Genomic DNA, 13,315 nt, shown 5'->3' on the forward strand with positions numbered 1-13,315 from the left:
ATCAGGGAGAGAATCAAAGGAGCAAGCGAGATGGAAGAAATGAAAAACTGGGCGGATGTCCGGTGGCAGGGATATGCCAGAAAAAATAGTTCCAAGGGAATCCGCAACCGGATTCTCGTCATCTATACCGTAAAGTGCAGTGAGTTTGTCGCAAGACAGATCGCGGAGAGAACGAATCACACAGATGTCGAGGTGCTTGGATTTGACGGATGTACAGACAATCAGTACGCAGTTAATCTGCTGATCAGCCTGATCCGCCACCCGAATGTGGGCGGTGTGCTTGCAGTCGGACTCGGATGCGAGTATGTACAGCCGGAGTGGCTTGCCAATATCGCAAGGGAGGAAGACAAGGAAGCCTCGTGGATGTTCATCCAGCAGGAGGGCGGTACCCGCAAAGCGATCGAGAAGGGAATAAAATGGGTCACTGAAGCTCTCGAACGCTTAAAAGAAGTGCCGAGAGTCGAGATGGGACTTTCTGACCTTGTCATCGGTGCAGAGTGCGGAGGCAGTGATTACACGAGCGGTCTTGCCGGAAATGTCGTGGTCGGAAGATTTTATGACAAACTCGTGGATCTCGGTGGAACGGCGATCTTTGAGGAGATTGTCGAGGCAATCGGTCTTGTTGATCTCTTGACTTCCCGTGCGGTGGACAAGAAAGCGGAGGAAGAGCTTCGCTACACCTATACAAAGGCGCTTGACTACTGCAAGTCAGTCAGACAGTATTCCGTCAGCCCCGGCAACTTTGCCGGCGGTCTCTCGACGATCGAGGAGAAGAGTATGGGAGCCGTCATCAAGAGTGGAAGTCGTCCGATTCAGGGAGTGACGAAGGTTTCCGTCGCACCGCCGAGGAAGGGACTGTGGCTTTTAGACTCGACACCCGATCCGTACTGGATGCAGTTTGGAATCACGAATCCAAATGACAATGAGGGGTTGATGGATCTGATCAGCTGTGGCGCACACATCGTCTTTCTCGTGACCGGAAGAGGAAATGTGGTTGGAAGTGCAGTCAGCCCGTGCATCAAGATCACCGGAAATCATAAGACCTACGAGCGTATGAAAGAGGATATGGACTTTGATGCAGGTCCGGTTCTCGCCGGTCAGTGCACGCAGGATGAGCTTGCCGATCAGCTGACGCAGATGGTTGTGGATGTCGCCGGTGGGGCATGCAGTAAGAGCGAGGCACTCGGGCACAGGGAGTATTTCATTCCGTATAAGTATCAGGAGAAGACGGTGGGAAAATCTTGTGAAAATAAATAGATGGAGAAAGTGAAGGAGGAGCACAACAATGGGGGCATTTACACAAGAGCAAATGGCAACATTCCAGATGGGGGATTACTATTCTTTGAAAGGACAGACCGCTGTTGTGACAGGCGGAGCAACCGGACTTGGACTTGCGATCACCCGCTGTCTGATCAGCGCAGGCGCGAAAGTTGTCGTTCTGAGCCGTGGCGCGCAGGAAGATGCACAGGAGGTCTTAAAAGAATTCGGTGACAGAGCTGTCTATTATCCATTTGACATCACAGAGACTGACAAGGCGCAGGAAATTGCAGATCGAATCATCAAAGAGCACGGACCGGTCAGCATTCTCGTCAACAATGCAGGAAACCACTGCAAAAAGTATATCTGGGAGATGAGCGTGGAAGAGTATGTGAACGTGCTGAATGTTCACCTTGTAGGCGCATTTGCACTGACGAAAGCATTTGTTCCACATATGAAAGAGAATCGCCGCGGAAGAATCATTTTCCAGGCAAGTATGACAAGTTATATCGGTCAGCCTCAGGTCGCAGGATATTCAACTGCAAAGGCAGGATACCTCGGTCTGATTCACACGTTGACAGCTGAGCTCGCCGAGTACGGCATCACCGTCAATGCGATCGCTCCGGGCTGGATCGATACCCCGATGTTCCACAAGGCAACCGACAACGATGCACCGCGTCTTGCAAAGATCATCGGCAGAATCCCGGCAAAAGAGGTCGGCGATCCGATGGATGTCGGAATGTGTGCAGCCTTCCTTTGCAGTGAGGCAGCAAGATACATCAGCGGTACCTGCATTCCGGTTGATGGCGGAGCACTGATTGGATTTTGACGGACTTATCGGAATATAACCTGTGAGAAAAACAGATTGCAGAAATGACAGGAGGTTTAAGCAACATGAATACAACATTTAATGAGGAACTGTATCTGACAAATGAGACGGGACGCATGCTCTACCACAAGTATGCGGAGCATATGCCGATTATCGATTACCACTGCCATCTTCAGCCGAAGGAGATCTACGAGAACCGTCAGTTCGAGGACATCGGTGAGATGTGGCTTTCCGGCGATCACTATAAATGGCGTGCGATGAGAACGTTCGGCATTGAGGAAAAGTACATCACCGGCACCGAGACGACTTACTATGAGAAGTACATGAAGTTTGCTGAGATTCTCCCGCAGATGATCGGAAATCCGATCTACATCTGGTGTGCACTCGAACTTAAGCGTTTCTTCGGAATCGACGAACCGCTGAGTGCGAGGAATGCCGACGAGATCTACAAGCGCACAAAGGCAATGATTCAGGAGAAGAACATCACGCCAAGATGGTGTATGGAAATCTCCAATGTCGAGCTTGCAAGCACGACCGAGGACCCGATCGATGATCTTCACTATCACATCGCACTGAAAGAGGATCCGTCCTTAAAGACGCGCATCATCACCGCTTTCCGCCCGGATAAGGCAATGTTCCTTCGTGACAAGGAGTTTGGCACCTATGTAAAGACGCTCGGTCAGGTTGCAGGAGTCGAAATAGTGACGTTTAAGGATTTGATTGGTGCACTTGAGTCCCGCCTTCAGTATTTCCAGAAAGTGACCGGAACGACGGTATCCGATGATGGAATTCCGGATTTTACCTGGGTGGACGCGACCGAGGAGGAGATCGAGACGATCTTTGAGAAGGCAGTCGCAGGTGAGCCACTGACAAAGAGAGAGGATGACCAGTACCGCAGTGCCTTCCTCTATGAGATGGGAAAACTCTACTGCAAAAATGGATATGTGATGCAACTTCACATTGGAACATATCTGAATGCAAACCGCAAATACGTCGCAGGCGTCGGAAAGAGCACCGGTTTTGACTGTGCCGATGACTCGACTCAGGTACAGAGTGTCGGAGAACTTTTGAATCGTCTGACCCTCGATGATATGCTGCCGAAGACAATCTTGTACTGTCTTAACGGGACAGATACGGAAAATTATGCTATATTGGCAGCAGGATTCTGTGAAAAGGGAACAAAGGCGAAGGTTCAGTTGGGTGCGCCGTGGTGGTTCCATGATCAGGTATACGGAATCGACAGGCAGTTGCGTGCAGCTTCTAACCTCTATCCGGTCAGCCTTTCTGTCGGAATGTTGACGGACAGCAGAAGTTTTCTGTCCTACCCGCGCCATGAATTGTATCGCCGTGTGCTGTGCAATTTCTTCGGTGAGCTTGTGGAGAGAGGAGAGTATTTCTCCGGAGAAGAGGAACTGGCAAAGACGATCCAGAATATTTGCTACAACAATGTAAAAGAGTATTTTGGCTTTTAATAGAATTGGAATGTTGGTTTGCGATGAAATTCTGAGGAAGATTGCATGATCGTGCCTAATAAATAGAAAAAAGAATGAATGATGAGGGAATCATGCATAAAAGAATTATGCAGTGAATGATGCAAGGATTATGTGATGTTCGGAGGATGAAAATAATGAAGCGCAGAGTAACGATCAAGGATATTGCGGCGGAGGCGGGAGTGTCACTGGGAACAGTCCATTTGGCTCTCAGTGATAAGCCCGGCGTGGGAGCGGTTACCCGTGAGCGGATTCGCCAGATTGCGAAAGAGATGGACTATCATCCCAATACGGTGGCGTCCTCTCTGAAGCGAAAGACACTGCATCTGGCAGTTTGTTTTCCGGAGGTGGCAGGAGATAACCGCTACTACTATCCGCAGCTTTGGAACGGATTTCGTACCTATAAGGAGAGTATTCAGGATTTTAATATCTCGATTCGCGAGTTTGCCTATCCGGAAAATGGAGATGGGCGGTCGATCGATTTTCAGAAACGGCAGAGAATTGTGTTGAAAGAACTGGAAGAACTTCTCGAGAACGGGAAGCTGGATGGTCTTGTGATCCACGGGAATCGATGTCCGTTCAGTGCCGAGAAGCTCCACTCCTATGTGGATCGGGGGCTGGCACTCGGACTTCTTGACACGGATATGCCGGAGAGTGGACGACTTTTCTGTGTATCGGCAGATTATGACATCATTGGAAGAACGATGGCGGAGATTGTGATGAACCGGATTCCTTACTGTGGAAGCATTCTTCTCTGTGCCGGAATTCGGGATTATCCCTCCCACAAGCGGATTGAGGATGGATTTGATGCCTACATGAGAGAGAATCATTTTGACAATCTGATCTACCGGGAGTATTCCAACCTGATCTGCGAGGAGAACTACCAGAAGATTCTTGAGCATGTGAGACGACCGGATTTGGCAGCGGCCTGCTGTGTCTCATCCCGAACAAGTGTGATGCTCGCACAGGCGTTAAGAGAGTGCGGAAAAGCGGGAAAAATCGTGACGATCGGGAGTGACATTTTTGAGGAGAACAAAAAAGCTCTTCAGGAAGGCGTCTTTCAGAACCTGATCCAGAAAAATCCGTTTGCTCAGGCCTACATGGCGACTCGTCTTTTGGTGGACTATCTTTTGAAAGATATGCGGTCGGAGGAATCCTTTGTGGTCGGAAGTCAGATTGTATTTCGGAGCAATCTGCCGTTGTTTGAGAGAAATTCTGTGCGCTTCTTGGAATAAGAGAGGATGGATTTCAAGATGAGTCATAGTCATATGCAGGAGAATCAGGTACCAGAAAATCAGGTATCAGAAAATAAGATGCCAAAGAATCAGGCACAGAAAGTAGAGCAGAGGCCATTAAATGGCAGAGTTCTCGTCAGTGATTGCCTTGGACGGCAGGAGTTCAATACCCAGCTTTTGTATTTCACCTGCTCCTCGCTCGCAGAGAATGATGAGAGAATTTACCTGATCAGCGATCGCGGTGGCAGTCCAAATGTCGTGTGCAGGGACATGTTTACGGGGCAGGAGACAACGCTGACAGACAACAAGAAGGGCATTTTAAAAAGCTATGTGTATTTCGACGGAACCTTCAACGAGGGTCTTGGAAAGGCGAGTGTCTGCCTTGATTATAAGAAAGAGATCATCTATTACATTCAGGATGACAAAATCTGCAAGGCAGATCGTTTCGGCAATCGCAAGGAGCTCAACCGCGTTCCAGACGGACGCATGACGGCATTCACCCATGTCAGTCTCGATGGAAAACGCCTCTGTGTGCCGATGACTGATGGAAGATGCCTGGATTTTGACCCGGAGACCGAGGGATCCGGACTTGACAAACGCCCGGTCTATGACATCGATGGTCGTGTTCAGAAGGAGAATTTGAGCAGTTATCTCTGCGTCTATGATACGGAGAGCGGAGAACTGCTCTATGAGAAGCAGGTTCCGAAGTGCTGGATCACCCATGTACAGTTCAATCCGGTTGATCCGGAGAAGATCATGTACAACCACGAGTGGTCGAGCTTTGATTGCGGAATCCGCCGAATCTGGATGTATGATCACGCTTCCGATACGATCACGAGAATCCGCACTGAGGGCACAGATACGCTCGGAAATCCGGGTGGATATGCGAGAAAAGCCGGAGACTGGGTCTGCCATGAGATGTGGAGTGACGACGGAAAGACGATCATTTACCACGGTGGATATGAGAACGGACCGGCGATGGTAGGAAAGTATGAGCTTGCTTCGGGTAAATACTGGGAGATCGCTCTGCCGGATGATTACAATGCATACGGACATTTCACGATGGATCACAGAGGAAATCTCGTCTGTGACGGATATTTCAAGTATCCGTGGGAGATCAAGAAAGTGCGCGAAAACAGCACGGACAACGGGCCGGACCCGCACAAGAAGGATGCCGAGTACATCTGCAAGGTGCTTCCAGACTGGGAGAATGGTGTGCTTGAGTGGATTCCGCTGTGTAAGCATGAGAGCGACTGGCTTGGTCAGGATGCACATCCGCATCCGATTTACAGTCATACCTCCGACCGCATTTTCTTCAACAGCCGGATGGACAAGAAGGTCAACGTGTACTGCGTATCGGCAAAGACACCGGAGTATTTACATGAATAAATAAAGGTTCAGGCGGGGAATCCAATCTGCGGATTCCCCGTTTTTCATTTCACAGGAAATTGCTGACAAAAAAATAACAAATATGACAAAATTGTCATTTTTCCGTCATGATCCATTAAGGTTCCTCCTGTAAAATAAAAATCAAGTAAGAGAAAAAATAATAAAAGAAATGGAATGGAGCGAGAGGAGGAGTTTTTTATGGTTGCAGTAATTGGTTTTCTGATGATCATCGCGATTGTCGCCCTGCTTTTAAAGGGAAAAATGTCACCGATCGTTGTTCTGGCAGTTGTGCCGACGATTGCAGCGCTGATTCTTGGATTTGCCCCTGTGGATATCATGGGATTCATCGCAGACGGAATCAAGACAACGACCAGCAACGGTATTTTGTTTATCTTTTCCGTTATTTACTTCGGAGTACTTTCTGATACCGGATTGTTTGATGTGATTGTGGGATGGCTGGTAAAGCGTGCAGGTAACAACGTTATCGCCGTTACCGTTGTCACTGCCCTGATCGCAACGATCGCACATCTCGACGGAACGACAGCCGTTACCGTTTTAATCACAATCCCGGCTATGTATCCGGTTTACAAGAAGATGAAGATTGATCCGAGAATTCTTCTGTGTATCACCGGTGCGTGCATGGGCGTTATGAACCTGCTTCCGTGGGGCGGTCCGACCGCAAGAGCTGCAACCGTTCTTCAGATGGATGCAACCGAGCTGTGGCATATGCTGATCCCGATTCAGGTTGTAGGACTGATTATGAACATCGCGCTTGCTGTTGTACTTGGCATGGTTGCAATCAAGCAGGGCGCAGGTGCTGGCAAGGGTGAGGTTGTTGCAGAGGATACAAAGGAGAAGGCAGAGACGGATTCTTTGAGAAAATCCAATGCGTTCTTAATTTTTAACTTCCTGCTGACCGTCGGCGTTATCGCCCTTCTGTCTACTGGAATCGGTAAATCTTATGTAGTTTTCATGTTGGGTCTGTGTGTTCTGCTTGCAGTCAACTACCCGGATCAGAAGACTCAGGACAAGCTTGTAAAGAAGCATGCTCCGGCAGCATTGGCGATCTCCGCAACCTTGTTTGCAGCGGGTGCAATGGTCGGTGTGTTCGATGGAACCGGAATGCTTGAGGCAATGGCAAGCGCAATCATGGCAATCATTCCGTCCGCATTCGGAAAGTTCATCCACCTGATCTTCGGTGTTCTGGCACTTCCGCTTGGACTTTGCATTGGTACAGATGCATACTTCTACGGAATCATGCCTCTGGTTATGCAGGTTGGTGAGACCTACGGTGTGGCATCTTTGAATACCGCACTGACAATGATCATCGGTAAGAACCTTGCACTGATGGTAAGCCCGCTTGTTCCGGCAACTTATCTGGCAATCGGTCTGACTGGAACCGAGCTGAAAGACCACATGAAATTCAGCATTCCGCCATACTTCTTTGTGAGCTGTATCATGCTTTTACTTGGAGTGGTTCTTGGAATTATTACGGTATAAGAGCTAATTTTTATTACAATTTTCGACTTTTGACATATTAAAAAAATGGGTGGAGATTAAACAGTGCGAGCGTGCTGAATGGTCTCCGCCTGTTTTGTGTGTTATGAAAAATAAGATTCTCGTAACAAAATGGGGGAGCATCCTGTGAAATATCGGAGAGAATCTTGTGCATGATCTTGTGCATGTTGGACCGATCTTGCTATAATTGATGTGACAGAAACGCTCAATAGACCATCGAAGTGTTTTTTAATTTTTATGATATGGATCATGGATAGAGACGATAAAAAGATATTAAATGGAAGATATGGAAGATAAGGGAAAAGAAAACCAGATTTTAACGGGAGAGAGGGATGACGGAATATGAACGCAGAAGAGATTCTTGTAGTGGACGATGAGAGGGCAATCCGGCTTGCGATCCGGACAGCGCTGGCGCGCGAGGGCATGCATGTGACCGAGGCCTCGGACGGGGATGAGGCGCTTGAACTGCTCCAGAAACAGCATTTTCATCTGGTGATTCTTGATGTAATGATGGAGCGGGTCGGTGGTTATCAGGTGCTCCAGAGCATGCGAGCTTCGGGGGACAACACGCCGGTGATGATGCTCTCAGGAAAATCGGATGAGATGGATCAGGTGCTCGGACTTGGATTTGGCGCGGACAGTTATCTGACGAAACCATTTCACATTGCAGTTTTGATTCAGACAGTTAAGGCATTGATTCGCAGAAGCCAGATTTACAGCCAGATGGCGCCGTCTGCGATTCAGAGAGGTCCGTTCACGGTCGACACCGTGAAGATGGAGTGCCTGAGAAATGGAAAACCGTTGAATTTCACGGCGAGGGAGCAGGCACTCTTTCGCTTTCTGATGGAAAATCCAGGTCAGGTGTTCACGAAGGCACAACTTTACATGCAGGTCTGGAATGAGGCGATCGTGGACGACAACACGATCACGGTCTATGTGAAGCGGATTCGCGACAAGATCGAGGATGACCCGAAGAATCCGGACTATTTAAAGACAGTTCGTGGAATCGGCTACAAGATGGATTTGTGAGTGGAAACTGCAAAAGGCATGAATGAAGGGAGACAGATAGAGGAATGAAGAATCTGAACGCATGGTTGAACTCATGGGTGAAAAAGCACGTCACGGAACTCGTTTCTATTCTGTTGATTGCACTGCTGTCGCTTGCGATGGTTGTTGCCTGTCTGACGTTTTATCGGAGGTATCGGGAATCGATGATTCGGACAGAGGAAAGCCAGCTTCTGACGATTGCGGGTGTGATCGGAAACAACTTGAGTTCCTATCTGAATTCGGAACTGAAGCAGATTGATCTTTATTATGAAGATTATGAAGATTTCGATGATCTGGAAAGTCGGTTCAGCGATTCGAGTCAGGGCGATTCAAATCAAATTGAGAATCAGAGTGTTCTCTCGGCAAAGATCAGTGAGACGGAGCGCAAAATTCGCAGACAGACGGGATATTTCCTGCGTGAGAGCGAGGGGCTTTACGATCAGATCCTTCTTGATACTCCGAATGGAGAGACGTATTCGTATCTGACCGATCATGCAGAAATTTTGAGTACAGCCTCGAGTGCGCGGGAACAGATTGAGAAGGCAGGGAAAACAAGCGGGGAGATGACCGATCAGAGGGGAAATTCGCAGGCAGAGATTGTCGGAAAGCAGTTTTCACAGCAGAACGGATGGTACGAGATGAAGATTGCGAAGAAGATCGTCACGCAGGAGGGCGAGTATGTGCTCCTGTTTTCGATGGATCTGCATCGCATTTACCAGAAGATTGTCGAGCCGGTCAAGATCGGAGAGAATGGCTATTCGGTCGTGAAAGACCAGAATCTTGATATCATTATGCATCATGCGACGGATCAGATCGGAATGGACGCTGTCAAGGGGCGGAGTCTGCGTTACCCGTCTCTGAATTTAACGAGCCTGGATTCATGGGTTGAGCGCCAGACAAAAGAAGATTCCGGAACAGGAATTCTTGACAGCTATGTCTGGGATGACCCGTCCCTGCCGGCTGTGCGAAGGATTGTCGCGTTCACGGTCATTTACATTCAGGGAGAGCGGTGGATTGTGAACTCAACTCTGCCGATGGAGGAGCTTGACAGTCCGTTAAACCGGATGATGGCGGTTCTCGTCGGAATTGTAATGTTTTATGTTCTCGTGCTCGTCTTTGCGACACGGATGATCCTCAAAAATCGCTTTCTTGCAGTTTCCCAACAGAAAGAGATTTCTTATTTGAAGGAAATCAATCAGGGGATGGAACTGCTTGCGCGAAAGAATGATGAAATCCGCCATTACCAGAGAATTCAGTCTCTCGGCATGATGGCAAGCCATATCGCGCATGAATTCAACAATTATCTGACACCGGTGCTGATCTACTCGGAACTTCTTGAGAATGACGAGAGCATTTCCGAGGAAAATCTGGAGATGATTCGGGAGATCACACGCTCGGTCGACAAGGCATCGAATCTTTCGAGGGAGCTTCTGGCATTTTCGAGACAGGATATGGGAGTTCGGCTTGAAAAACTGGATTTTACGGAGGAGACGAACAGTGCGCTGATGGTTGTGCGCCAGCTTGCGCCATCCGCGATCACATTTCGGGCGGAAATCACTGAGGAGAGCCTTTTTATCTGGGGACGGCGCGGAATGGCAGAGCATATTTTAATGAACCTGTGCAAAAATGCATTTCAGGCGATGGAACATTCAGAAAAAAAGATTTTAACGGTCTCGCTAAAGAGGGAAGATTTAAAGCAGAAAGAGGGGAAGATGATCTGTCTGCGGGTTTCCGATACGGGATGTGGAATCAGCGAGAGTGCGCGCCAGCAGATCTTTGAGCCGTTCTACACAACGAAGGGGTCGAGACAGGGAACCGGTCTTGGACTTTCGGTTGTCCAAAACATGATCCGCTCAGTGGACGGAAGGATCGAGGTGAAGAGTGAGCAGGATCAGGGAACGTGTTTTGAGCTGTATATTCCAGAGTATCAGGCAGATCCACAGAGCGATCAGAAGAAAGATAAGGACGGACGCAAGCGCCTTAAATCCGTCTCGAGGATTGCGATTGTATCGTCGGATGAGAGGCTGCGGAAAATGAAGGGAACGGCGCGAGGAAGCCGTTACAGCATTGATCTGTACGAGCATCCGGCTGTTCTCATCGACAAGGTTCAGAAAAATCCGGAGCTCTATGAGATGGTGGTTGCGGATTATATGATTCCGATGATGAACGGAATCGAGCTTTGTGAGATCCTGCGCAGAGTCAACCCGGAGATCCGCCTGATTCTGACTTCTGATCAGGTAGAGACTGATTTCGAATGGTATCGAAACAATGGAATGATCGATCGTTTTATGACGAAAACGGAATTTCAGGAAGATTTTCAACATATTCTGCAAGAAAATTGTAAGCCAATGTAAGAGAATCGTTCTTGCACCTTTGACATATCATGCTATGATAGAGGATGTGAAAAAGGCAGAGATTGGAGGCAGAAGAAGTTGAACACAAAAAAGAAGTACTTAAACTTAAATTGGAAGTACTGGTTATCTCTGTGCTGTCTGGTGGTGCTCACCGCATTTACCGGAATTACGGGAATCATTCAGGCACGGGCAGAGGAAGGAAAGCCGGCTCCGACGGAGTTTGCGCATATAACCAGTTGCACGGTGGAGAATGGAAAACAGGTGTCGATCAAGGGACAGATGGAGGGAACGTGGTCAGATTCTGCGTATTATGACAATTATCTCTATCTGTTTGAGATGAAACCTTATCAGAGGGATCTGAAAGGCAGAACAGACTACTGCGCATGGATCACAAAGGGAGATGCGCTGAATTTTCAGACTCCGCTGAATCTTGGAACGGAGCAGGATGCGCTCTGCTCAAGCTATGTCGTTGCCGTCTATGACGGAAGTGAGTACACGATTGTCAGCAACGAGGCGTATATCACGAATCCGGAGTCTGTGGCAAAGTACACCGATGCCTACAAGAGTGCGCAGACAAAGAAGGGTCTGCTGATTCAGACGACCCCGGCAATGCTCTCAGATGCGTTTTCTCTGGGTGTCAACCATGTGATTGTCAACATTCCGTTCAATCACATTTTAGGAAGCGGAATCGACTATCAGTATGACGGAAAGACCTATCATTTCAGCAAGGACGTGCTTGCTGTCTATGATGACACGATCCGCCGGATGTCGGAGAAGAATATGACGGTGACCGCAGTCATCCTGAACGGATGGAGCGATTCGACACCTCAGCTCTATTATCCGGGTGTGACAAAACAGCCTGCTTCAAGAGCAAACTACTATGGCTTCAATGTGGCGACTCAGGAGGGTTATGAGACGGTTCGCGCAATCGCGTCCTTCCTTGCAGACCGTTATGGAAGCCTGAAGTCCCCATATGGAAGAGTTTCCAATTGGGTAATCGGAAATGAGATCAACAACCAGCTCTGGAACTACATGGGACCGATGAGCCTTGATCAGTATGTCGAGGAGTACCAGAGAGCGTTCCGTGTGTTCTACACCGCAATCAAGAGCACGAGTGCGAACAGCAGAGTATTCTTCTCGACTGACTATAACTGGAATTACGATGCAGACGGAAGTCTCAAGTACAACGCGAAGGATGTCATTGATACGTTCAACAACAAGATGATTCCGGGCGGTTCGATGGATTGGGGACTTGCTTACCATCCGTACTCGATTCCGCTGACGGAGCCGGAGTTCTGGAATGATGCAGAGACCGGACTGATCAAGAATGATGCGTCCTCCCCGGTTGTCAATATGCTGAATTTGAGTGTGCTGACAGATTATCTTCAGCAGGCACAGTTCCGCAATGCTTCCGGTGCTGTGCGCCACGTCATTCTCTCCGAGCAGGGCTTTACCTCAAAGAGTGCGACGAGAGGAACGACGGAGGATCTTCAGGCAGCGGCAATCGCTTACGCTTATTACATTGCAGACAGCAATCCTTATATTGATGCGTTCATTATGAGCCGTCAGGTCGATGCACCGACAGAACTCTCTGAGTCCCAGGCATTTGGCCTGTGGCACTGTGATGAGAGCAAGCAGAACGACATTGTGGCGACAAAGCAGAAACCGTCATGGATTGTATATAAGAACATCGATAACAGGAATGCGACGCTCGAGACGACAGAGCAGTACAAGGCTCTGATCGGCATCAACAAGTGGAGCGATGTGATTCCGAAGTTCCGCTGGAGGAGCCTGGAAAAGTAAGAAATGCAAAAAATTAAAGAAGAAATTTAAAAGAAAACTCGAAAACTCAAAAAGAAAATTTTGAAACGGCACGGAAATCGTGTCTGGTGAAAGCCCGTTTTTCCTTTAAAATCAAGGGAAAATCGGGCTTTCAAAAAAAATAAAAAAAGTTTTGCAAAAGTGTTGACAAAAACAACAATATGCAGTATACTAACTATCGTTGCAGCGGACAAGAGCTAAGAGCTAAGGCAAAGAGCTCAGAAAGTTGTGACAGGCGATAAGCCGGATGTGCGCGTAGCTCAGCTGGATAGAGCACTTGGCTACGGACCAAGGTGTCGGGAGTTCGAATCTTCTCGCGCACGCTGAATAGAAAGGGCATCCTCTTCGGAGGGTGTCCTTTTTCGTTGTATGGAA

Annotated in this window: 9 protein-coding genes and 1 tRNA gene; all 10 read left to right on the plus strand. The window is 48.4% G+C overall.

Annotation, left to right across the window (positions count from 1 at the left end; all coding sequences use genetic code 11):
- Positions 1 to 30 precede the first annotated feature (30 nt).
- The 10 genes from AC4EVX_RS04025 to AC4EVX_RS04070 all read left to right on the plus strand — a co-directional run bounded on the left by AC4EVX_RS04025 (position 31) and on the right by AC4EVX_RS04070 (position 13,263).
- Positions 31 to 1,257 (plus strand): UxaA family hydrolase, encoded by a 1,227-nt coding sequence (locus AC4EVX_RS04025; RefSeq protein WP_490159628.1) that lies wholly within the window; start codon positions 31 to 33, stop codon positions 1,255 to 1,257.
- A gap of 28 nt (positions 1,258 to 1,285) precedes the next feature.
- Positions 1,286 to 2,086: an SDR family NAD(P)-dependent oxidoreductase gene (locus tag AC4EVX_RS04030; protein ID WP_177977611.1), complete on the plus strand. Its 801-nt coding sequence runs from the start codon at positions 1,286 to 1,288 to the stop codon at positions 2,084 to 2,086.
- A gap of 65 nt (positions 2,087 to 2,151) precedes the next feature.
- Positions 2,152 to 3,558, plus strand: coding sequence for a glucuronate isomerase (uxaC, locus tag AC4EVX_RS04035; RefSeq protein WP_490159629.1), 1,407 nt, complete (start codon positions 2,152 to 2,154; stop codon positions 3,556 to 3,558).
- A 155-nt stretch (positions 3,559 to 3,713) separates the two neighbouring features.
- Positions 3,714 to 4,811, plus strand: a complete 1,098-nt coding sequence (locus AC4EVX_RS04040) for a substrate-binding domain-containing protein (protein WP_177977613.1) — start codon at positions 3,714 to 3,716, stop codon at positions 4,809 to 4,811.
- An 18-nt stretch (positions 4,812 to 4,829) separates the two neighbouring features.
- Positions 4,830 to 6,200, plus strand: a complete 1,371-nt coding sequence (locus AC4EVX_RS04045; RefSeq protein WP_490159630.1) for a hypothetical protein — start codon at positions 4,830 to 4,832, stop codon at positions 6,198 to 6,200.
- Between the two features lie 198 nt (positions 6,201 to 6,398).
- Positions 6,399 to 7,700, plus strand: coding sequence for a CitMHS family transporter (locus AC4EVX_RS04050; protein WP_308450330.1), 1,302 nt, complete (start codon positions 6,399 to 6,401; stop codon positions 7,698 to 7,700).
- Between the two features lie 360 nt (positions 7,701 to 8,060).
- The gene (locus AC4EVX_RS04055) at positions 8,061 to 8,747 is read left to right on the plus strand and encodes a response regulator (RefSeq protein ID WP_177977615.1); all 687 of its coding nucleotides are present in this window, start codon (positions 8,061 to 8,063) and stop codon (positions 8,745 to 8,747) included.
- A gap of 44 nt (positions 8,748 to 8,791) precedes the next feature.
- Positions 8,792 to 11,119, plus strand: a complete 2,328-nt coding sequence (locus tag AC4EVX_RS04060) for an ATP-binding protein (RefSeq protein WP_490159631.1) — start codon at positions 8,792 to 8,794, stop codon at positions 11,117 to 11,119.
- A gap of 78 nt (positions 11,120 to 11,197) precedes the next feature.
- Complete coding sequence (locus AC4EVX_RS04065; protein ID WP_490159632.1) at positions 11,198 to 12,922, plus strand: DUF5722 domain-containing protein; 1,725 nt, start codon at positions 11,198 to 11,200, stop codon at positions 12,920 to 12,922.
- 267 nt (positions 12,923 to 13,189) lie between these two features.
- Positions 13,190 to 13,263 (plus strand) — tRNA-Arg (locus AC4EVX_RS04070).
- The last annotated feature ends 52 nt before the right edge of the window (positions 13,264 to 13,315 follow it).

This window comes from Brotaphodocola sp. (genome assembly GCF_983179755.1).